The organism is Ideonella livida, assembly GCF_010499455.1.
In the GTDB taxonomy this organism is placed as follows: Bacteria; Pseudomonadota; Gammaproteobacteria; order Burkholderiales; family Burkholderiaceae_C; genus Ideonella; species Ideonella livida.
In genome coordinates this window covers 16,736-36,436 of sequence record NZ_JAAGOH010000020.1, presented here as the reverse complement: position 1 = coordinate 36,436, position 19,701 = coordinate 16,736, and the positions used below count along the sequence as shown (strand labels likewise).

Here is a 19,701-nt window from a genome sequence, read left to right as displayed (position 1 = left end):
GGCCTGGTGCCCTGCAAGGGGCTCGCGCCGGTCGTTGCATACCGGTCACAAGAACCGGCGGCGGCCGATTCTACGGGCCACCCCTGGCGCACCCGGACCCACGGTGACGGCAGCAAGGCCCCTTTCGATCCATTCCCGCCCGGGCGCCTGCGCGACCCGGGTGACCATGACATCGTTGGGACCTGTGCAAGACATCTCCACTCCCGGACATTCCCTCGCCCGGCTGCAAGACTGGCTGAGCCGTCACCGCCGCCAGGTCAGCGCCGCCGGCTTGGCCTTGCTGGCCGGCTACGGCATCACTGCCTTCGGCATCGCCCCGCTGGCCCCTGACGCCGCCGAGCTGCCTCAGCGGCTGGTGGTGGAAGCCGTGGCCCCTGAGGCGGCCGAACCCCAGCTTGAGGCCCTGGCCAGCAGCAGCCTGCGGCTGTTTCGCACCGAGGTCACCCGCAGCCAGGACAGCCTGGACGGCCTGCTGCGCCGCCTGGGGGTGACCGACCCGCAGGCCATCGCCACGCTGCGCCGCGACGAGGACCTCCGGCGCCTGGCCGAAGGCCGCGCCGGCCGCCTGGTGCAGGCTGAGGTGGATCGGCACGGCCAGCCACACAGCCTGGTGGTGCGCGCGCCGCTGACCGACACGCCAGACCGCTTCGAACGCCTGCAGCTCCATCGGGAGACCGACGGCAGTTGGCACCGCGAGTTGTCCACTGGCACCCTGCAGGCCAGCGTGCGGCTGGGCAGCGGCACCATCCAGAGCTCGCTCTTTGCCGCCACCGACGCTTCGGGACTGCCCGACAAGGTGGCCTCGCAACTGGCCGAGCTGTTCGCCGCGGACATCGACTTCCATCGGGAGCTGCGCAAGGGCGACCGTTTCAGCGTGGTCTACGAGAGCCTGAGCGCCGATGGTGAACCGGCGCCCTGGGCCCAGGGCGCCGGCCGCGTGCTGGCTGCCGAGTTCGTCAACAAGGGCCGCCAAGTGCAGGCCGTCTGGTTTGGCGAGGGCAACCGCGGCGCCTACTACGACCTGCAGGGCGAAAGCAAACGGCGCACCTTCCTGGCCAGCCCCATGGAGTTCACCCGGGTCACCTCGGGCTTTGCCATGCGCTTCCACCCCATCCTGCAGACCTGGCGGGCCCATCTGGGCACCGACTACGGCGCTCCCACCGGCACGCCGGTACGCAGCGTGGGCCAGGGCGTCGTGAGCTTTTCCGGACAGCAAGGCGGCTACGGCAACGTGGTCATGGTGGACCACGGCAACCAACGCACCACCCTCTATGCCCACCTGAGCCGAATCGACGTGAAGAAGGGGCAACGCGTGGACCAGGGCCAACGGGTGGGCGCGGTCGGCGCCACCGGTTGGGCCACGGGCCCCCATCTGCACTTCGAGGTGCGGGTGAACGGCAAGCATCAGGACCCGCTGAAATTTGCCCGGCAGTCCGAGACGCTGAAACTCGAGGCCTCCCAGAAGAACCGGTTCCAGGATCTGGCACGCCAGCGCCAGGCCGAACTGGCCCTGGCCGCACAGGTGGACGGCGGCGCCACCCGCTTCGAGTGACTACGCCAGACCCGCGCGAGCTGTTCATCGGCCTGATGTCGGGCACCTCGCTGGACGGGGTGGACGGCGTCCTGGCCCGCCTTCCCGCGACCGGCGGCTTGCAGGTGCTCACCCATGCCCACCGACCCATGCCGGAGGCCCTGCGCGCCACGCTGCTGGCGCTCAACAGCCCGGGCGCCGATGAGCTGCACCATGCTGCCCTGGCCGCCAACGCCCTGACCCGGCTGCAGGCGCAGGTGGTGGACGAACTGCTGGCGCGGGCTGGTCTGCCCGCCCGGGAGATCCGGGCCATCGGCAGCCATGGCCAGACGGTGCGCCATCGCCCTGGGGAGTTCGATGGGCTGGGCTACACACTGCAACTCAACCAACCGGCCCTGCTGGCGGAGCTGACCGGCATCGACGTGGCCCACGACTTCCGCCCTCGGGACTTGGCCGCCGGCGGACAAGGCGCACCGCTGGTGCCCGCTTTCCATGCCCTGGTCTTTGGCCGGGCGACGGAACACCGTGCGGTGCTCAACCTGGGTGGCATCGCCAACCTGACCCTGCTGCCGCCGGCGGCGGCCCACAGCACCGCGCCAGACGGCCCGGTCACAGGGTTTGACTGCGGCCCGGCCAACGCCCTGCTCGACGGCTGGTGCCAACGCCACCTGGGCACTGCCTATGACGCCGCGGGCCGTTGGTCGGCCGGCGGGCAGGTCCATGCCACGCTGCTGGCGCGCTGTCTGGCTGAGCCCTTCTTCGCACGGCGGCCGCCCAAGAGCACCGGCCGTGACCTGTTCCACGAGGGCTGGCTGGCGGCCCGTCTGGACGGCCTGACACTGGTCCCGCAGGATGTGCAGGCCACCCTGGCCGAGCTGAGCGCGCAGGCCGCGGCCCAGGCCCTGCGGCGCGAGGCGCCTCACTGCGCGCAGTTGCTGGTGTGCGGCGGCGGCGCCCTCAACGATGACCTGATGGCGCGGCTGCGCCGGGCCCTGCCCGGCCTGCCGGTGCGCAGCACCGACAGCCAAGGCCTGCCGCCACTGCAGGTGGAGGCCGCCGCCTTCGCCTGGCTGGCCAGTGCCCTGTGCCGGCGCGTGCCGGCCAGCTTGCCGGAAGTCACCGGGGCGCGTGGCCCCCGCCTGCTGGGCAGCCTCACGCCGGCCTGAGCCCGGCGTCGGACCGGCGACAAGAGCGCCATGCAAAAGGCCGCCCTCAGGCGGCCTCTTGTTCGGCGTAAGCAGACGGGAACCGGCCCGCGCCTGCCTCAAACCGCAGTGCGCATCAGGCGGAGAAGCTCGAGCCGCAACCACAGGTGGTGGTGGCGTTCGGGTTCTTGATGACGAACTGCGAGCCGTTCAGGTCTTCCTTGTAGTCGATCTCCGCCCCCACCAGGTACTGCAGGCTCATGGCATCGATCAGCAGCGTGACGCCGTTCTTGGACATTTGGGTGTCGTCCTCGTTGGCGATCTCATCGAAGGTGAAACCGTACTGGAAGCCCGAGCAACCGCCGCCCTGCACGAACACGCGCAGCTTCAGGTCAGGGTTACCTTCCTCGGCCACCAGATCAGCCACCTTGGCGGCGGCGGCATCGGTGAAGATCAGCGGAGCGGGCATCCCCTCGGTGCCGGTTTCGGGAGCCAGGGTTTCGGCCACTGCGTTCATGTCGTTCCTTCCAAGTTTGTTCAAACCGGCCCGGTGTTCAGGCCTCGTTGGACGCCGCCAGTTTGAGGACCGGCTTGGCGCCGTTCTCCAGCAGGGCCGGCGTCTCCTGCCCGGCAGACCGGGGGCACAAGGCCCCCTGGATCGTGGCGCCCTGGTGCATTTCAAGCGCACCGTAGTGCACATCCCCCACCACCCGGGCCTTGGGTTGGAGCTCCAGGAGCTCCAGCGCCTCCACCGGTCCGGACACTTCACCGTTGATGATCACATGGCCGGCACTGACCTTGCCACGGATGCGGGCATTCTCGCTGATCACCAGCAGGCTGGCCGCGCCAGTAGCGACGATGTCGCCCTCGATCTCGCCATCAACCCGCAGGCCGTCCTCAAACTGCACCTCACCGCGCACCACGGTGCCTTCGCCGATCAGGCTTCGGATGGGCGGTTGCTTCCTGCGCTTACCAAACCACATGGCCGCTCTCCTGTGTCTTGCCTTGCCCCGGTCATGCGCCGCGGGCCCCAACGTCATTCGCCCGTCGCCGCACGGTGCCGGGCGTGGCCCGTGCGTCAAAGCCGCACCGATTCGGTGGCCACCACTGCACCGGCGCCGTCGCGCACGGCGATCTGCACCAGTTTAACCACCGTCTGCGCAGGTAGGCTGACGTGGCCCTCCAGGCGTGCGTAAGACTTCACCTGCAGGGTCCTGGCCGCCTCGGCCGGGGTCAGGCTCCAGGGGCGCCCCTGCTGCGTTCCACTGAGCTGCAGTTCCAGCCTTCCGGCAAATGGAGCCGCCTTGGCCGCCTGCGTCACCAGGACCTGGTAGCGCAGCCCGGCGCCATCCGCCTGAACCTGCACCCCGCGCAGTTGCAGTCCCCCGGGTTTGCCCGCCGCCGGCAGCAGGCGTTCAAAAAAGCCCAGATCGGCTTTCAGGGCAAGGTTGTCGGCCTCCACCTGACGCAGTTGCTCGGCCAGCTTTTCCTGTGAGGCACGCTCCGTCTTGAGCAGGCTCTCTGCCGTGTTGGCAATGGACTGCGCCCGGTCCCGGTCATCGCGAAGACGCGAGAGCTCCTCGTGCAAGCGCACCACTTCCTCCCGGCTGCCACGGTCCACGCCCGCGATGTCCTTGCCGAACTCAAAAGCCCAGAGCGCGAGCGCGCCGGAAAAGCCCAGCATGACCGCCAGCGCCGCCCAGCGCAACGGCCAGGGCAGATGGCTGCGCACGATCATGCGTGGTGCGGAGATCGACAGCCGACGGCGAAACAGCTTCCAGCGCATCGGCCGGGCCTTTCTGAAAGAAGAGGGGCAAGGGTGGACCGTCGATTCTGACCCAACCCCTGAGGCGGCGTCCCCATGACAAAGGGCCGCAGAAGCGGCCCTTTGCAAGGTGTCGCCAGGGCCTTGAGCCCTGGCAGCAGCGATCAGCGCTTGCTGAACTGCTTACGGCGACGAGCACCGTGCAGACCGACCTTCTTACGCTCGACCTCACGGGCATCGCGGGTCACGTAGCCTGCCTGGCTCAGGGCCGGCTTCAGGGCTGCGTCGTAGTCGATCAGGGCACGGGTGATGCCGTGACGGACGGCGCCGGCTTGGCCGGACTCACCGCCACCGTGCACATTGACCTGCACGTCGAAAGCTTCGACGTTCTCGGTCAGCACCAGCGGCTGCTTGACCACCATGATGGAGGTCTGGCGGCCGAAGTACTTGTCCACCGGCTTGCCGTTGACGACGATCTGGCCAGTGCCCTTCTTCAGGAAGACGCGGGCGACAGACGACTTGCGACGGCCGGTGCCATAGTTCCAGTTACCGATCATTCAGCGCTCCTCAGATTTCCAGCGCCTTGGGCTGCTGGGCGGTGTGCGGATGCTCGGCACCGGCGTACACCTTCAGCTTCTTGACCATGGCATAACCCAGCGGGCCCTTGGGCAGCATGCCCTTGACGGCCTTCTCCAGCGCGCGGCCGGGGTGCTTGGCTTGCATGTCCTTGAACTTCGTGGCGTAGATGCCGCCCGGGAAGCCAGAGTGACGGTAGTAGATCTTGTCGTTGGCCTTGTTGCCAGTGACACGGATCTTGTCGGCATTGACCACGACGATGTAGTCGCCGGTATCCACGTGCGGGGTGTAAATGGCCTTGTGCTTGCCGCGCAGACGGAGTGCCACTTCGCTGGCGACACGTCCGAGCACCTTATCGGTGGCGTCAATCACAAACCACTCGTGCGTCACCTCGGCCGGCTTGGCGCTGAAGGTCTTCATGAGCAGAACTCTTGCAATGAGAATGTCGGCTGTCTGCAGCGCGAAGTGCCCCTTTGGAACCGCTTGTCCCCCGGATGGAATCCGGGCATGCGGCCTCGCCGGGTGCACCCTCTTAAGCCAGCCTGAGCCAGCATGCACCACTCCCCGCCAACAACGGGAAACGTCGGAGTATACACGGCCCGCTCTGCAGGAGAACAGGCCCCATCCCGGCCCATCCCCCCACATTCACGCCCTGCGGCTTCGATCAGCCTTCCTTACAATGCTGTAAGGGTTAACCCTCAATCCTCATCCCGCGGCACGGACTGTGCCGTCCTTCCTCCGCCCTGGAGGCACCGCCATGACCGAAGCCGCCGCCCCCGAGACCAAGACGCCGCCGACCTTCCGGTGGATTCCCATCCGCAGTCTGGTCGAGCGCCACCGCGGCCGCATCCTGTCGCACCTGATGGCGCTGGCGCCCCATGACCGCTACCTGCGATTCGGCTACAGCGCCTCTGACGCGCAGGTCGCCCGCTACGTGGACATGATCAGCTTTGACCGGGACGAGGTATTCGGCATCTTCAACCGGAAGCTGGAAATCATTGCCATGGCCCACCTGGCCTACCTGCAGCCGCTGCCGGAGGAGGCGCCGGCCGCGGAGTTCGGTGTGTCCGTGGTGCCGGCCGCACGCGGCCGGGGCTATGGGGCGCGGCTGTTCGGCCATGCCATGCTGCATGCCCGCAACCGGCAGGTCGACACCCTGGTGATCCACGCACTGAGCGAGAACGCGGCCATGCTGCGCATCGCCCGCAACGCGGGCGCCCAGGTCGTGCGCGAAGGCTCGGAAGCCGAAGCCAAGCTTCGGCTGCCGCCGATGACGCTGGGTTCGCACCTGGAGGCGCTGGTTGAGGACCAGGCCGCCGAGCTGGACTACCAGGTGAAGCTGGGGGCCAAGCGGGTGGATGCGCTGCTGGGCCTGTTCACCGACGTGCGCCAGCAGGTGGAGAAGGTGCGACGCGACCGTCTCGAGTGAAGCGAGCGCACGCCGGGCGCGTGCACGACGGGCAGCTCGCTACCATGCCGCCATGCCCGACACCCCTTTTCCCCGTTCCGCACAGGACGCCCACCCGACGTCTGTGGCGCCCTTTGCCGCCCTGGACCCCCAGGTGGTGCTGGACACGCTGTGGCATGCCGGCTTCCACCCGGATGGCCGGCTGCTGCAGCTCAACTCCTATGAAAACCGTGTCTGGCAGGTTCACCTGGACGAGGGCGAAGTCGTCGTCGTCAAGTTCTACCGGCCGGAACGCTGGAGCGATGCGCAGCTGCGGGAGGAGCATCGCTTCGCCCTGGCGCTGGCCGCCGAGGAGGTGCCCGTGGTGCCACCGCTCGTGCTGCCCGCGGAGGATGCCGCCGCAGGCGTGTGCCGCGATGGCCAACAGGGCACGCTGGGCCATGTCCAACTGCCCGAGGGCCCCAGCTGGCGCTTCGCGGTGAGCCGGCGGCGTGCCGGCCGCCCCCCTGACCTGGAAGACGAGCGCACCCTGGCCTGGACCGGCCGGCTGCTGGCGCGCCTGCATCGGGTCGGGGCCCGCGAGCCCTTCCAGCACCGCCCCCGGCTGACGGTGCAGACGCTCGGCACCGCTGCCCGCCAAGCCTTGCTGGACCAGGGCCTGGTGCGCCCGGAGCTGGATGCCGGCTGGCTGCGTGCGAGCCAGGCCGCACTCGAAGCGGCGCAGGCGGTGTTTGACGAGGTGTCCTCGGCCTCCGGCGGCTTGCGCCAGCTGCGCCTGCACGGCGACTGCCACCCCGGCAATGTGCTGTGGCGCGAGGAGGGCGAGCAGGCGGGCCCGCACTTCGTGGACCTGGACGACTGCCTGACGGGTCCGGCCATCCAGGACCTCTGGATGCTGCTGCCGGGCGACCGGGACAGCGCGGGCACGGCCTTGGACCGGCTGGTGGAGGCTTACCAGAGCGTGCGCGACCTGGACCTGACCGAACTCCGCCTGATCGAGCCCCTGCGCACGCTGCGGATGCTGCACCACAGCGCCTGGATCGCCCGTCGCTGGCACGATCCGGCCTTCCCGCGGGCCTTTCCCTGGTTCGGCTCGCCCGGCTACTGGGCGCAACAGGCCACGGAGCTGTGGGAGCAGGTGGAGCGCATGGCCCCCTGACCCCCCCCCGGGTTGCCCTGGGCGTCGAGAGGTCGCCGAAGCCTCAGGCGCCGCCGGCGTCGTCACCCGCCGGCGAGGTCTGCCGCTGGGCCTTGCGCTCGGCCTTGCGGACATCCCGCAAAGCCTGGCGACCTGCGCGGGAGGCTTCACGTTGCGCCCGAAGGGCCTGCTTGTGCTCGCGCTCGGCCTGCCGCGCCGCGCGCTCCTCGGCCGGGGTCCGGGGCGGCTTGGCGAAGTCGGCGCGCAACTGCTGCAGCAGCTCACTCACGCGCTCGCCCGGCGCTGCCGGGGGCTCGGGGGTGGCGGGAACGCCCGCCGCCTCGACGGCTTTCCGGCGACCGCCACGGCGCACCGGCGTTTGCAGCGCCGCCTGCCGGGCCTTGCGGGCCTGGCGGCGTTGGAGCCGGTCCAACTCCTGCTGCTGCAGATGTGCCTGCAGGGCATCGCGGGTCGTCAGTGCCTGGGGACAGTGGAGGTTGCGCAGCCGCGCCAGGCACCAGGCCAGATCCTCGACGCTCATGTCAGTGGCCAGCGGTTCACCCAGCTGGCCGGCCAGCCACGGCACGCAGGAGCGCGCCAAGGCCACCAGATCCTCCTCATCGCGCAGGTCGCCTTCGCCAGCCACCCCGGGCAGCAAAAGCTCCTGGCCAACGCGCGCAGCGATCCAGGCCAGGTCATCCGCCTGCGGCGTTGCCGTCTCCAGCACGGTCTGCGGGGCAAGCCGCAGCTTGCGCCCGGGCAGATGAGAGATGGCGCGCACCAGCTTGCGCTCACCGGCCAGGCTGTCCTGCCCCTTGGGCAGCGGCGGAAGCCACTTGCGCACCAAGTAGAGCAGCGCAGCGGCCTCGGCCGACATGCTCTCGTTGCTGCGGACAATGGTCCCCAGGTCCAAGCGGAAGTCCAGACGGGCGGCCAGGTCTCGGACCACGCAGCGCTCGGGGAAGGCATCGGGCCGGAAGGGCCAGAGGCTGACCCGGTCCGGGCCGAAGACCGTCTCGAACTTCTGGAACCGATCACGGTAGTCGGGATAGAGGACCCGCATGCGACGCCCGAGGTCCAGGCTACCCCCTTTGAGGCGCTGTTGCAGGGCGCTCTCCATGTAGCCCTTGACGTCGCGCACATAGGCCACGACCCGCACCTCGTCCACGCAACTGCGCAGCAGGTCGGCCATGGCCCGCACCTCGGTTTCCGACATCTTGGAGATCTCCTCGCCGGAGATCAGGAAGCGCTCGAACGGCTTGGACAATTCCTTGACCAGCGTGTCGCGCATCCGCTGGCGCAGCACCTCCAACTCCGACAGCGGTGTACCCAGGCGGCCGTAGTAGGGCAGGCCCTCCAGACGCTCCGCAAAGGCCAGCAGCATGGGGTAGCTGGCGTTGGGCGTATCCAAGTCGACGTAGTGCAGCCCCTGTAGGCTGGCGTTGCGGAACAGCGTCTGCTGGATCGACGAGGTTCCGGTCTTGTGCATGCCGACATGCACGATGCAGGTCTTGGCCATGGGGCGCTGGGCGGTTCCACCTGCCGCGCCCGCCGCGGACGGGCCGCCGGCTGGCGGGGCGTTGGAGGCCTGGGAACGCCGGCCGCGGGCCCCGGAAGCGCCGGCGCCACGCCTGGCACCACCAGGAACGGGACGGGCAGCAGCGTCTCAAGCACCGCCGCCCGTGCAGCGATTGTGCAGCAGGCCCGGCGCGGCACGCACCGGCGCGCGGGCCATCGATCAGCGAGGCACAGCCGCCGGGAATCCGCTCCGCCGCCGGTTCGCCGGCCAGGCTGGCAGAGCGCTCAGGCGCAGAGCAGACGCGTGACGCGCTGGACGTGCTCGGCCGGGTTCTCCAGCTGCCCGCCATCGGCCAGCACCGCCTGGTCGAAGAGGATCTGGGCCAGGTCCTCAAAGCGCGGGTCAGACTCCAGGCGCTTGACCAACGCATGCTCGGGGTTGACCTCGAGGATGGGCTGGGCGGCCGGGGCCGCCTGACCGGCCTGCTTGAGCAGGCGCGCCAGATGGGCGCTCATCGCCCCATCCTCCACCACCAGGCAAGCGGGCGAATCCACCAGCCGGGAGGTCACGCGCACGTCCTTGGCGCGGGCCTGCAAGACAGTCTTCAGCCGCTCCAGCACCGGCTTGAAGGCCTCGGCGGCGGCTTCGGCCTTCTGCTTCTCCTCCTCGTCCTGGAGCTTGCCCAGGTCCACCGAGCCCTTGGCCACGCTCTGCAGACTGTGGCCGTCAAACTCGTAGAGGTGGCTGAGCATCCACTCGTCCACCCGGTCGCTCAGCAGCAGCACCTCGATGCCCTTCTTGCGGAAGACCTCCAGCTGCGGGCTGCTCTTGGCCGCGGCCAGGGTGTCGGCGGTGATGTAGTAGATGGCCTCCTGGCCCTCCTTCATGCGGCCCACGTAATCGGCCAGGCCCACACCCTCGTCGGCATGGGTGGAGGCAAAGCGCAGCAGCTTGGCCAGCCGCTCCTGGTTGGCATGGTCCTCGCCCAGGCCCTCCTTGAGCACGGCCCCGAACTCGCGCCAGAACGCAAGGTACTTGTCCTTGTCGGCGGCATCGTCGCTGTGGGCCAGGCCCTCCAGCATGCTGAGCACCCGCTTGGTCGAGCCCTCGCGGATCGCCTTCACGTCCCGGCTCTCCTGCAGCAGCTCACGGCTGACGTTGAGCGGCAGGTCGGCCGAGTCGATGACGCCCTTGACGAAGCGCAGGTAGGTCGGCATCAGCGCCTCGGCGTCATCCATGATGAAGACACGCTTGACGTAGAGCTTGACGCCACCGCGCTTGTCGCGGTTCCACAGGTCGTAGGGGGCCTTCTTCGGGATGTAGAGCAGCTGGGTGTATTCGCTGCGTCCCTCCACCCGGTTGTGGGTGTAGGCCAGCGGGGCTTCCTGGTCGTAGCTGATCTGCTTGTAAAAGTCTTGGTACTCGGCGTCGGTGATGTCGCTCTTGCTGCGTGCCCAGATGGCCGCGGCCTTGTTGACCGTCTCCCACTCCTCGGTGAGCACTTGTTCACTCTTTTCGGCGTCCCAGGTCTCCCGGCGCATCAGCACCGGCAGGGAGAGATGGTCGCTGTACTTGCTGATGATGGACTTGAGCTTCCAGGTGGACAGGAACTCGGCCTCCTCCTCGCGCAGGTGCAGGATCACATCGGTGCCGCGGCCGGCCTTGGTCAGGGGCTCGAGCTCGTACTCGCCGGTGCCTTCGCTGCTCCAACGCACGCCGGCCTCGGCGGGCAGGCCCGCGCGGCGGGTCTCCACCGTCATGCGGTCCGCCACGATGAAGCCCGAGTAGAAGCCGACACCGAACTGGCCGATCAGGTTGGCATCCTTGCGCTGCTCCCCCTCGAGCTTGGCCATGAACTCGCGGGTGCCGCTGCGGGCGATGGTGCCCAGGTGCGAGGCGGCCTCCTCGGCGCTCATGCCGATGCCGTTGTCACGGATGGTCAGCGTGCGCGCCTCCTTGTCGAAGAGCACACGGATCTCCAGCTGCGGCGCGTCCTCGTAGAGGCCCGCGTTGTCCAGGGCCTCAAAGCGAAGCTTGTCGCAGGCGTCAGAGGCATTCGACACCAGCTCGCGCAGGAAGATCTCCTTGTTGGAGTACAGCGAGTGGGTGACCAGGTGCAGGATCTGCTTGACCTCGGCCTGGAAGGAATGGGTCTGCTTGCTCATGGGATCTGTTCGTCAAGGGTGGGAGAACCGGCACCATCGCCGGCACGGGGCAACGGCTGCGCGCCACCCCGCAAGACCGCTCAACTGGGGCTGCGGCGGCGGATTTCAAGCCCCCCCCGGCCGTTCTCCTCGCGGCAGTCCGCTCAGGCCGCCCGCCAGGCCTCACCGTCGCGGCGCGCGCGCCCCTCCGCTTCCAGCTTGAGCAGGTGAGCCAGCAGGGAGCGCGCCGCCAGGCCATGCCGGCTGGCGGGCACATCGCCATACACCGCCGCCACCAAGGCCTGCGGCGTAGCGCCCTCGCCGCGTGGCAGCGCCGCCAGCACCCGCGCCTCCCGGACCTGGCGGTGCGCCAGCAGGCGGCCCACCTCGACCGGCGGGGAGGCCATGAGAAAGCCGTGCCCGGGCGCCAGCCAGCGCAGCGGCAGGTCCAGCAGCCGCCGCAGCGAGCGGCAATAGGCCGCCATGTCGCCATCAGGCGGGTTGATGACCACGGTGGAGCCCTGCATGACGTGGTCGCCGGTGAACAGCAGCCCCTCCTGCGGCAACCACCAGCACAGGTGGTTGCTGGCGTGGCCGGGTGTGGCCACGGCCTGCAGGGTGCAGTCGGGCCCCAGCGTCAGCGCCTGGCCGTCGGCCGGGGTCCAGTCGGGACGGAAATCGGTGTCCTGCCAGGTGGGATCCTGGGCCACCGCCCCCACCAGGGCCGCGCCGGTCAGCGCCTGCAGCCGACGCGCCGCGGGCGAGTGGTCCCGGTGGGTGTGGGTGACCAGGATGTGGGTGATGCGGCCCGCCGCCCCCCCCGGCACGGCGGGTTGCGCCGCCGCCGCCAGCACGGCCTGGAGATGGGCCTCGGTGTGCGCGTCCAACGGGCCAGGATCGAGCACCGCCACCTGCTCGCCGGCCGGGTCCCGGATCAAGTAGGTGTTGGTTCCCGGCCCGGTCATGACCGAGCCATTGCCGCAGGTCAGCCGCTCCACCCGGGGAGACAGGCGCACCCGCCGCAGCGGCACCAGGTCCAGGAACTGGTCACCACGACCCAAGGGGTCCAGCCGCCCGATCTCGGCCCAAGCCGGCTCATGCGGCAGCACAAAACGGGCGCCTCCCTCGTAACGGGCCTGGCGCGGCATCTGCCGCACAAACTGCTGGCGGGCGGCCGCCTCATCCAGAGCCTCCTGGACGCTGGCGTGGCGGGCCAGGTCACGGAGCGTCTCCCGGGTGACCGGGAGCAGCTTCAGGCCGGCCGACGGCGCCAGGGCATCGGCCGGACGCAGCCAGTCCAGGGCCAGCGCCTCCGCCGCATCCACCTGCGGCAGCTGGTCCGAGGGCGCCCGGGCGATGAAGAACCGGGTGTCAAAGCGCTTGGCAATGCCCGGTGGCGTGAGCCAGTGGGCAAACGGCAGCAAGGCCGAGGTGTGCAACGTCAGGTCCAGCGACGACAACAGCTGCGCGAAGTCCTCCCCGCGGCGCACCTGGGCGCGACGGGCCAGTGCCAGGGGCACGCGCTCAGGCGGGCCGGCCAGCAGCAGGCCCACCTCCTCGTAGGTCTCCCGCAGCGCGGCCACCGCATGGTCCAGGGCACCACCGGCCATCTGGAAGCGCCGACTCCAGCTGGCGTCGTCCGGTCCGTCTGTGCGGTCGGCCAGCGTAGCGTCGACCGCATCAAGCACCCCACCCGGAAACACCCAGACACCGCCGCGCAAGTCTCCGGGACGCTCGGCCCGGCGCAGCATCAGCACCTCCGGGCCCTGCGCGCCGTCCCGCAGCAGGATCAGCGAGGCGGCCCGACGGGCCCCTTGGGCATCCCGTTCCAGCTCCTCGTCACTTGGTGGCTCGATCATCATGGTCGGTGTCTCCTCGGCGGCGCAGTGTAGGAGCGCGCCGGCGCGCCACCTGACGCCCTGGCGCCATGCATGGCATGCTGACGGCATGCGCGAGTCCTCCCCAGGTGCACAGACGGCACCGGCCACCCTGACCCTGCTGCCCTCGGGCTGGCAGGCACCGGTGGCGCCCGGCCAAAGCCTGCTGGAAGCGGCCCAGGCCGCGGGCATCCACTTGCCACGCTCCTGCCGCAACGGCACCTGCCGCGCCTGCCTGTGCCAGCTGGAGGCCGGCGAGGTGCACTGGCGTGTGGACTGGCCCGGCGTGCTGGCCGAGGAACGGGCACAAGGGTGGATCCTGCCCTGCGTGGCCGAAACCTGGGGGGATGTCCGCCTGATCCAGCCCCGTGCGCGCCGGCTGCTGCCCCCCTCGGGGGACACTCGCACGCCATGAGCATTGCCTTTCTCATCCTCGCCCACCAGCATCCACAGGCGCTGCGGCGGCTGTGCCAGCAGCTCACCCGCGAGGGAGACGGCTGCTGGATCCACCTGGACGCCAGCGCCGACGCCACCACCTTCCAGGCGGCCCTGGCCGATCTGCCAGGCATCCGCTGGTTGGACACCCGCCAGCGCGTGTGGTGGGCAGGCAGCGGCTTCGTGGACGCCGCGACCCACCTCATCGAAGCCGCGCTGCAAGACCCCGCGGTGGAGCACCTGGCCCTGCTGAGCGCCAGTTGCTACCCCTGCCGCCCCCTGAGCGCGCTGCGCCAATATCTAGCCACCAGCGCGCATGAGCACATAGGCTACCGCGCCATCGATGAGCAGCACCGGTTCTGGAACCGCTACCACCGCTTCCATTTCATGGACCACGAATGGCTGAATCCGCGTGGCGCGGCGGTCCAAGCCGACGGTCAGCAGAGCCTGCGGCAATACCTCGGGGACTTCGTGCGGGACCAGAAACTGACCCAACCCCCGGTGCGACTGCCGCTGCACGTCGGCTCCACCTGGTGGGTGTTGAGCCGGGCCGCGGCGACCTGGGTGTCGACCAAATACGCCCGCGAACCCTACTGGCGCAAACGCTTCCGCTTCACCCGCAACGCCGACGAAGCCGTCTACACCACCCTGCTGGCGCACAGCCCTTTCGCCACGCGCTGCAAGGGCAACCTGCACCACATCGACTGGACGGTGCAACCCGGGCCCAAGACCCTGACCCTGGAGGATTGGCCCACCATTGCTGCCAGCGGCAAATTCTTCGTGCGCAAGACCGACCCGGTGCTGTCGGCAGCGCTGCTGGATCGGCTGGACCAGGCGCTGGACGCGGCCGGCGGCTGAGGCAAGGCCCGGGCGCACGCCTCAAGGCGCCCCGGCCTGCCAGCCTCAGGCCTCGGCCTCGCCCCCGGCCTCGTCGGCCGACAACCCGGCCAGCGCGTCAACCAGGGCCGGGACCGCGCGGCTGAGCGCGTCCACGGCCTCGGGTTCTTCCGGCGACGCCAGCTCGCCGTCCCCGGCCAGCTGGCGTACGGGCGCCCACAGCTCGGCCCCGATGGCCTGCTCCGCGCACCAGGCCTGCCAGGCCGCGGGATCCAGATCCACCGCCGAGAGGAAGCCCGCACACCAGTCGCGCGCATCCACCCACTCGCGCCCGTCGCCATCCTCGGCCATGCTGAACACCGGCTCCCAGTGCAACGCGCCGCCCGCCAGGTCCGCATCGACCTGCCGCATGTAGCGCAGCACCTGGGTGATCAGGCGCTTGCGACGCTTCTGGCTGGCAAAGGCCCGCGCCTCCTGGTCGGCCCCGCCCCATACCGCCGGCATCCAATCGCGACCCGGCAGGCTGCAGCCGAGCCGGGGGCCGGTCAACAGGCCGGTGACGTAGCCGTCCAGCGCATCCAGGCTGGGCATGCCACCGGTGGCCTCCAGCCCCTGCAGCAGGGTGTCGAGCTCGTCCAGCGCCACCTCATCCAGGGCGGAGGTGGCGAGATCGGGTTGATAGTCAGGGCATTCCATGGGCAATCCTTGCGGTGATGCGCCAGCGGCGCCTCAAAAAATGGAAAGCGGGCGCACGCAAGCGCTCCGCCTGTCCGCGCGGCGACGCGGGCGGTTGTCAAGGATTGTCAGCGATGAGACGGCAGGCAAATGGCCCGCCGCCAGCCCTGCGGGACTCAGCCCACGCTCTGGGGCTCCGTGGCCGGCTCCGGCCGGATCTCCGCAGCCGCCAGGCCCTTGGGCCCGTCGACCAGATCGAAGGTCACCCGGCTGCCCTGGCGCAGGGTGCGGAAACCGTCCATCTGGATGGCAGAGAAGTGAGCAAACACATCACCACCACCGTTGTCCAACTCAATGAAGCCAAAGCCCTTGGCGTCGTTGAACCACTTGACCTTTCCTGAGGCCTGCATCTTCTTGCTCCCTGTTGTGTACGTGAAGATTGGCACAATTCTTGAAAGGCCTTGGCTTCTCGTCAATACTCAACTTTGACGATGCCCGCCCGATGAAGCATCGGTCTGCGGCGCGCACGCCACACAGGGGCTTGCGGCGGCAAAACACAGTCCATCTCCTACGCCCGCCCCAAGAAAAGCAACTCGCTATACTGGTTCTCATGGCTTCCAGTCGCCCCAAGCCTCCCACGCCTCCCCGGCCGGTACTCCCCCCCGACCAGGGGCAGGGCGCTGTCGTCGAGGAAAGCCTGGCCGCGCGTACCAAACCCCCCCGTATGTTCCAAGTGGTGATGATCAATGACGATTACACCCCGATGGAATTTGTCGTCATGGTCCTGCAGGAGTATTTCCGCATGGACATTGAAAAGGCCACTCAGGTGATGCTGCAGATTCACCATGAGGGTCGAGCGGTGTGCGGTGTTTTTTCACGTGACATTGCCGCCACCAAAGTGGAATTGGTGCTTGCAGCTGCTCGCCGTTCCGGTCACCCGCTTCAATGCATTATGGAGGCAGCATGATTGCCCAGGAACTTGAAGTCAGCCTGCACATGGCCTTCGTCGAGGCCCGTCAGCAGCGTCATGAGTTCATCACCGTCGAGCACCTGCTGCTCGCGCTGCTGGACAACCCCTCCGCCTCCGAAGTGTTGCGCGCCTGCGCCGCCAATATTGAGGAATTGCGCAAGAGCCTGACGGTTTTCATCCGCGAAAACACCCCCACGGTGGGCGGAACCGAAGAGGTCGATACCCAGCCGACCCTGGGTTTCCAGCGCGTGATTCAGCGGGCGATCATGCACGTCCAGTCCACTGGCGGCGCCAAGAAGGAAGTCACCGGCGCCAACGTGCTCGTGGCCATCTTTGGTGAAAAGGACTCCCACGCCGTCTATTACCTGCACCAGCAGGGCGTGACCCGGCTGGACGTGGTCAATTTCATTGCCCACGGCATCAAGAAAGCCGATTCCCAGGAACCGGCCAAGAACAGCGGTGAAACCCCGTCCAACGAACAGGACAAGGAAGAGTCTGGTGACGCCAAGGGTTCGCCGCTGGACCAGTTCACCACCAACCTCAACCAGCAGGCCCGCGACGGCAAGATCGACCCCCTGATCGGCCGCGAGCATGAGGTCGAACGGGTCATCCAGGTGTTGTGCCGGCGCCGCAAGAACAACCCGCTGCTGGTGGGCGAGGCAGGCGTGGGCAAGACCGCCATCGCCGAGGGCCTGGCTTGGCGCATCACCGAGGGCACGGTGCCCGACGTGCTGGCCGATGCCACCGTCTACGCGCTGGACATGGGTGCCCTGCTGGCCGGCACCAAGTACCGGGGCGACTTCGAGCAGCGCCTGAAAGGCGTGCTCAAGCAACTCAAGGAACAGCCGCGCTCGGTGCTGTTCATCGACGAGATCCACACCCTGATCGGGGCGGGTGCCGCGTCGGGCGGCACGCTGGACGCGAGCAACCTGCTCAAGCCGGCGCTGTCCAACGGCTCACTCAAGTGCATCGGTGCCACCACCTTCACCGAGTACCGCGGCATCTTCGAGAAGGACGCGGCCCTGTCGCGGCGCTTCCAGAAGGTGGACGTGGTCGAACCGACGGTGGAGCAGACGGTGGAGATCCTCAAGGGACTGAAGTCCCGCTTTGAGGAGCACCACAGCGTGAAGTACGCCTTGGGGGCCCTGCAGGCGGCGGCCGAGCTCTCGGCCAAGTACATCGGTGACCGTCACCTGCCGGACAAGGCCATCGACGTGATCGACGAGGCCGGCGCGGCACAGCGCGTGCTGCCCAAGAGCCGTCAAAAGAAGACCATCACCCGCAACGAGGTCGAGGAGATCGTGGCCAAGATCGCCCGCATCCCGCCGGCCAGCGTCTCCAGCGACGACCGCAGCAAGCTGAAGAACCTGGACCGTGACCTGAAGAGCGTGGTGTACGGTCAAGACCCTGCCGTCGATGCCCTGTCGGCCGCCATCAAGATGGCGCGCTCGGGCCTGGGCAAGCCCGACAAGCCGATCGGCTCCTTCCTCTTCAGCGGCCCCACTGGAGTAGGCAAGACAGAAGTGGCCAAGCAGCTGGCCTACATCCTGGGCATCGAGCTGATCCGCTTCGACATGTCGGAGTACATGGAACGGCATGCGGTGAGCCGCCTGATCGGCGCGCCGCCGGGCTATGTGGGCTTTGACCAGGGCGGCCTGCTGACCGAGGCCATCAACAAGAAGCCGCACGCCGTGCTGCTGCTCGACGAGATCGAGAAGGCGCACCCGGACGTCTTCAACGTGCTGCTGCAGGTGATGGACCACGGCACGCTGACCGACAACAACGGTCGCAAGTCCGACTTCCGCAACGTCATCATCATCATGACGACCAATGCGGGCGCGGAGATCATGACCAAGTCCACCATCGGCTTCACCACGGCGCGCGAAAAGGGCGACGAGATGGCCGACATCAAGCGCCTGTTCACGCCGGAGTTCCGCAACCGGTTGGACGCCATCGTGAACTTCCGGGCGCTGGACCAGGAGATCATCCTGCGCGTGGTGGACAAGTTCCTGCTGCAGCTGGAGCAGCAGCTGGGCGACAAGAAGGTGGACGTCACCTTCACCGACGCCCTGAGACAGCACCTGGCCAAGAAGGGCTTCGACCCGCTGATGGGCGCCCGCCCGATGCAGCGCCTGATCCAAGACACCATCCGCCGCGCGCTGGCCGACGAGCTGCTGTTCGGCCGCCTGACCGACGGTGGCCGCCTGAAGGTGGATGTGGACGCCGAGGGGCAGGTGCAGCTGGACATCCAGCCCGCCGGCAAGAGCGGCGACAAGCCCAAGGCCGAGGCCGCCGCCGCCTGACCATTGGGCTCACGCCCCGCCAAGAGGCCCGCACCTGCGGGCCTTTTTCATGCCGGACCGCCACGGCGTGGCAGCCACCGGGAATGTCGCCTCAGGCCTGGCGCGGCTTGACGCGCGAGGCGGCCAGCTTGGCCTGGGCGCGGGCGTGCTCGACGTCGGCGTCGTGCACCAGGGCCACGCCCATGCGGCGCTTGGTGAAGCTCTCGGGCTTGCCGAACAGGCGCAGCTCGCTGTGGGGCACCGCCAGCGCCTCGGCCACGCCATCGAAGACGATGCCGGTGGCGTCGACGCCACCGTAGATCACCGCACTGGCGCCGGGGCTCTTGAGGGAGGTGTCCACCGGCAGGCCCAGGATGGCGCGGGCGTGCAGCTCGAACTCGTTCTGCCACTGGGTGGCCATGGTCACCATGCCGGTGTCGTGCGGGCGGGGCGAGACCTCGCTGAACCAGACCTGGTCGCCCTTGACGAAGAGCTCGACCCCGAACAGGCCCTGGCCGCCCAGGTCGGCGGTGATGGCGCGGGCGATCTCGCGCGACTTCTCGAGCGCGACCGGGCTCATCGGGTGCGGCTGCCAGCTCTCGACATAGTCGCCGCTGACCTGCACATGGCCGATCGGGTCGCAGAAGTGGGTCTGGACCTGGCCGTCGGCGCCCAGCGCGCGCACGGTCAGCTGGGTGATCTCGTAGTCGAAGTCGATGAAGCCCTCGACGATGATGCGGCCCGGGCCGACGCGGCCGCCGGCCATGGCGTAATCCCAGGCCTTGCGCACGTCGGCCGGGCCGTCGATCTTGCTCTGGCCCTTGCCCGAGCTGCTCATCACCGGCTTGACCACGCAGGGGTAGCCGATGCCGCCGTCGATCGCGGCCTGCAGCGCCTCGAAGGAGTCGCAGAACCGGTACGGGCTGGTCGGCAGGCCCAGGGTCTCGGCCGCCAGGCGGCGGATGCCCTCGCGGTCCATGGTCAGGCGCGCGGCGCGGGCGGTGGGGATGCAGCGGACCAGGCCCTCGGACTCCAGGGCCTCGAGCACCGGGGTGGCAATCGCCTCGATCTCGGGCACCACCAGGTCGGGCCGCTCGGCCTCGATCAGGGCGCGCAGCTGGGCCGGGTCGCTCATGGTGATGGTGCGGGCGTGGTGGGCCACCTGCTGGCCGGGGGCGTTCTCGTAGCGGTCGACCGCGATCGTCTCGACGCCCAGGCGCTGCAAGGCAATGAGGACTTCCTTGCCCAATTCCCCGGAGCCCAGGAGCATCACACGGGTGGCGGCGGGAGACAGGGGCGTGCCCAGGGGCTTGGTCATGGCAGGCGGATGGCAATGGCAAAGGAGGTCGCCATTGTCGCCGCCCCCCTGACGCCCAAGTCCCCGGCACCCGGGACCGGG

Annotated in this window: 19 protein-coding genes; 8 read left to right on the top strand and 11 right to left on the bottom strand. The window is 68.8% G+C overall.

Going from position 1 to position 19,701, the window contains the following annotated elements; all coding sequences use genetic code 11:
- Positions 1-166: 166 nt before the first annotated feature.
- Positions 167-1,552: a M23 family metallopeptidase gene (locus G3A44_RS15710; protein ID WP_163458690.1), complete on the top strand. Its 1,386-nt coding sequence runs from the start codon at positions 167-169 to the stop codon at positions 1,550-1,552.
- Entirely contained in the window at positions 1,549-2,697 is a 1,149-nt protein-coding gene (locus G3A44_RS15705) for an anhydro-N-acetylmuramic acid kinase (protein ID WP_310734391.1), read from the top strand. The genes G3A44_RS15710 and G3A44_RS15705 overlap by 4 nt, the downstream gene beginning before the upstream one ends.
- A 115-nt stretch (positions 2,698-2,812) precedes the next feature.
- Here the strand turns inward: G3A44_RS15705 and erpA are convergent, their stop codons facing one another.
- The 5 genes from erpA to rplM all read right to left on the bottom strand — a co-directional run bounded on the left by erpA (position 2,813) and on the right by rplM (position 5,437).
- On the bottom strand, positions 2,813-3,193 hold the full coding sequence (gene erpA / locus G3A44_RS15700; RefSeq protein WP_163458689.1) for an iron-sulfur cluster insertion protein ErpA: 381 nt from the start codon (positions 3,191-3,193) through the stop codon (positions 2,813-2,815).
- Between the two features lie 37 nt (positions 3,194-3,230).
- Positions 3,231-3,659 (bottom strand): bactofilin family protein, encoded by a 429-nt coding sequence (locus G3A44_RS15695; RefSeq protein WP_163458688.1) that lies wholly within the window; start codon positions 3,657-3,659, stop codon positions 3,231-3,233.
- 95 nt (positions 3,660-3,754) lie between these two features.
- Entirely contained in the window at positions 3,755-4,462 is a 708-nt protein-coding gene (locus G3A44_RS15690) for a DUF6776 family protein (RefSeq protein WP_163458687.1), read from the bottom strand.
- A 143-nt stretch (positions 4,463-4,605) separates the two neighbouring features.
- Positions 4,606-4,998, bottom strand: a complete 393-nt coding sequence (gene rpsI, locus G3A44_RS15685) for a 30S ribosomal protein S9 (protein ID WP_163458686.1) — start codon at positions 4,996-4,998, stop codon at positions 4,606-4,608.
- Between the two features lie 10 nt (positions 4,999-5,008).
- Complete coding sequence (gene rplM / locus G3A44_RS15680; RefSeq protein WP_163458685.1) at positions 5,009-5,437, bottom strand: 50S ribosomal protein L13; 429 nt, start codon at positions 5,435-5,437, stop codon at positions 5,009-5,011.
- A gap of 337 nt (positions 5,438-5,774) precedes the next feature.
- Between rplM and G3A44_RS15675 the strand changes: the two genes are divergently transcribed.
- Positions 5,775-6,446 (top strand): GNAT family N-acetyltransferase, encoded by a 672-nt coding sequence (locus G3A44_RS15675; protein WP_163458683.1) that lies wholly within the window; start codon positions 5,775-5,777, stop codon positions 6,444-6,446.
- 52 nt (positions 6,447-6,498) lie between these two features.
- Positions 6,499-7,584 carry a serine/threonine protein kinase gene (locus G3A44_RS15670; RefSeq protein WP_163458681.1) on the top strand — a complete coding sequence of 362 codons (1,086 nt, stop codon included), beginning with the start codon at positions 6,499-6,501 and terminating at the stop codon, positions 7,582-7,584.
- 43 nt (positions 7,585-7,627) lie between these two features.
- Here the strand turns inward: G3A44_RS15670 and G3A44_RS15665 are convergent, their stop codons facing one another.
- The 3 genes from G3A44_RS15665 to G3A44_RS15655 all read right to left on the bottom strand — a co-directional run bounded on the left by G3A44_RS15665 (position 7,628) and on the right by G3A44_RS15655 (position 13,088).
- Positions 7,628-9,082 carry a cell envelope integrity TolA family protein gene (locus tag G3A44_RS15665; protein ID WP_163458679.1) on the bottom strand — a complete coding sequence of 485 codons (1,455 nt, stop codon included), beginning with the start codon at positions 9,080-9,082 and terminating at the stop codon, positions 7,628-7,630.
- Positions 9,083-9,366: 284 nt separating this feature from the next.
- Complete coding sequence (gene htpG, locus G3A44_RS15660) at positions 9,367-11,247, bottom strand: molecular chaperone HtpG (RefSeq protein ID WP_163458677.1); 1,881 nt, start codon at positions 11,245-11,247, stop codon at positions 9,367-9,369.
- A gap of 143 nt (positions 11,248-11,390) precedes the next feature.
- Positions 11,391-13,088 carry an MBL fold metallo-hydrolase gene (locus G3A44_RS15655; RefSeq protein ID WP_203561437.1) on the bottom strand — a complete coding sequence of 566 codons (1,698 nt, stop codon included), beginning with the start codon at positions 13,086-13,088 and terminating at the stop codon, positions 11,391-11,393.
- Positions 13,089-13,173: 85 nt separating this feature from the next.
- Here G3A44_RS15655 and G3A44_RS15650 point away from each other — a divergent pair, with 85 nt between their 5' ends.
- Positions 13,174-13,518, top strand: a complete 345-nt coding sequence (locus G3A44_RS15650; protein WP_163458675.1) for a 2Fe-2S iron-sulfur cluster-binding protein — start codon at positions 13,174-13,176, stop codon at positions 13,516-13,518.
- Positions 13,515-14,396 (top strand): beta-1,6-N-acetylglucosaminyltransferase, encoded by an 882-nt coding sequence (locus G3A44_RS15645; protein ID WP_163458673.1) that lies wholly within the window; start codon positions 13,515-13,517, stop codon positions 14,394-14,396. Before G3A44_RS15650 ends, G3A44_RS15645 begins: the two co-directional genes overlap by 4 nt.
- A 45-nt stretch (positions 14,397-14,441) precedes the next feature.
- On the opposite strand, the gene G3A44_RS15640 is transcribed toward G3A44_RS15645, so the two are convergent.
- Entirely contained in the window at positions 14,442-15,071 is a 630-nt protein-coding gene (locus tag G3A44_RS15640) for a UPF0149 family protein (RefSeq protein WP_163458671.1), read from the bottom strand.
- 155 nt (positions 15,072-15,226) lie between these two features.
- Positions 15,227-15,460, bottom strand: coding sequence for a cold-shock protein (locus tag G3A44_RS15635; protein ID WP_163458669.1), 234 nt, complete (start codon positions 15,458-15,460; stop codon positions 15,227-15,229).
- A 200-nt stretch (positions 15,461-15,660) separates the two neighbouring features.
- Here G3A44_RS15635 and clpS point away from each other — a divergent pair, with 200 nt between their 5' ends.
- On the top strand, positions 15,661-16,017 hold the full coding sequence (gene clpS / locus G3A44_RS15630) for an ATP-dependent Clp protease adapter ClpS (protein WP_163458667.1): 357 nt from the start codon (positions 15,661-15,663) through the stop codon (positions 16,015-16,017).
- Complete coding sequence (clpA, locus tag G3A44_RS15625; RefSeq protein WP_163458665.1) at positions 16,014-18,323, top strand: ATP-dependent Clp protease ATP-binding subunit ClpA; 2,310 nt, start codon at positions 16,014-16,016, stop codon at positions 18,321-18,323. The genes clpS and clpA overlap by 4 nt, the downstream gene beginning before the upstream one ends.
- Positions 18,324-18,414: 91 nt before the next feature.
- Here clpA and purT read toward each other — a convergent pair whose 3' ends face one another.
- A complete protein-coding gene (gene purT / locus G3A44_RS15620) occupies positions 18,415-19,620 on the bottom strand; it encodes a formate-dependent phosphoribosylglycinamide formyltransferase (RefSeq protein WP_163458663.1) in 1,206 nt (401 codons plus the stop codon).
- Between the last annotated feature and the right edge of the window lie 81 nt (positions 19,621-19,701).

Bases quoted from the DNA above. Each gene is read 5' to 3' on its own strand.
- G3A44_RS15675 (WP_163458683.1), top strand. From the start codon at position 5,775: ATGACCGAAGCCGCCGCCCCCGAGACCAAGACGCCGCCGACCTTCCGG.
- rpsI (WP_163458686.1), bottom strand. From the start codon at position 4,998: ATGATCGGTAACTGGAACTATGGCACCGGCCGTCGCAAGTCGTCTGTC.
- G3A44_RS15655 (WP_203561437.1), bottom strand. From the start codon at position 13,088: ATGATGATCGAGCCACCAAGTGACGAGGAGCTGGAACGGGATGCCCAA.
- G3A44_RS15695 (WP_163458688.1), bottom strand. From the start codon at position 3,659: ATGTGGTTTGGTAAGCGCAGGAAGCAACCGCCCATCCGAAGCCTGATC.
- G3A44_RS15635 (WP_163458669.1), bottom strand. From the start codon at position 15,460: ATGCAGGCCTCAGGAAAGGTCAAGTGGTTCAACGACGCCAAGGGCTTT.
- G3A44_RS15690 (WP_163458687.1), bottom strand. From the start codon at position 4,462: ATGCGCTGGAAGCTGTTTCGCCGTCGGCTGTCGATCTCCGCACCACGC.
- purT (WP_163458663.1), bottom strand. From the start codon at position 19,620: ATGACCAAGCCCCTGGGCACGCCCCTGTCTCCCGCCGCCACCCGTGTG.
- G3A44_RS15650 (WP_163458675.1), top strand. From the start codon at position 13,174: ATGCGCGAGTCCTCCCCAGGTGCACAGACGGCACCGGCCACCCTGACC.
- G3A44_RS15710 (WP_163458690.1), top strand. From the start codon at position 167: ATGACATCGTTGGGACCTGTGCAAGACATCTCCACTCCCGGACATTCC.
- G3A44_RS15645 (WP_163458673.1), top strand. From the start codon at position 13,515: ATGAGCATTGCCTTTCTCATCCTCGCCCACCAGCATCCACAGGCGCTG.
- G3A44_RS15640 (WP_163458671.1), bottom strand. From the start codon at position 15,071: ATGGAATGCCCTGACTATCAACCCGATCTCGCCACCTCCGCCCTGGAT.
- clpA (WP_163458665.1), top strand. From the start codon at position 16,014: ATGATTGCCCAGGAACTTGAAGTCAGCCTGCACATGGCCTTCGTCGAG.
- htpG (WP_163458677.1), bottom strand. From the start codon at position 11,247: ATGAGCAAGCAGACCCATTCCTTCCAGGCCGAGGTCAAGCAGATCCTG.
- clpS (WP_163458667.1), top strand. From the start codon at position 15,661: ATGGCTTCCAGTCGCCCCAAGCCTCCCACGCCTCCCCGGCCGGTACTC.
- erpA (WP_163458689.1), bottom strand. From the start codon at position 3,193: ATGAACGCAGTGGCCGAAACCCTGGCTCCCGAAACCGGCACCGAGGGG.
- G3A44_RS15670 (WP_163458681.1), top strand. From the start codon at position 6,499: ATGCCCGACACCCCTTTTCCCCGTTCCGCACAGGACGCCCACCCGACG.
- rplM (WP_163458685.1), bottom strand. From the start codon at position 5,437: ATGAAGACCTTCAGCGCCAAGCCGGCCGAGGTGACGCACGAGTGGTTT.
- G3A44_RS15665 (WP_163458679.1), bottom strand. From the start codon at position 9,082: ATGGCCAAGACCTGCATCGTGCATGTCGGCATGCACAAGACCGGAACC.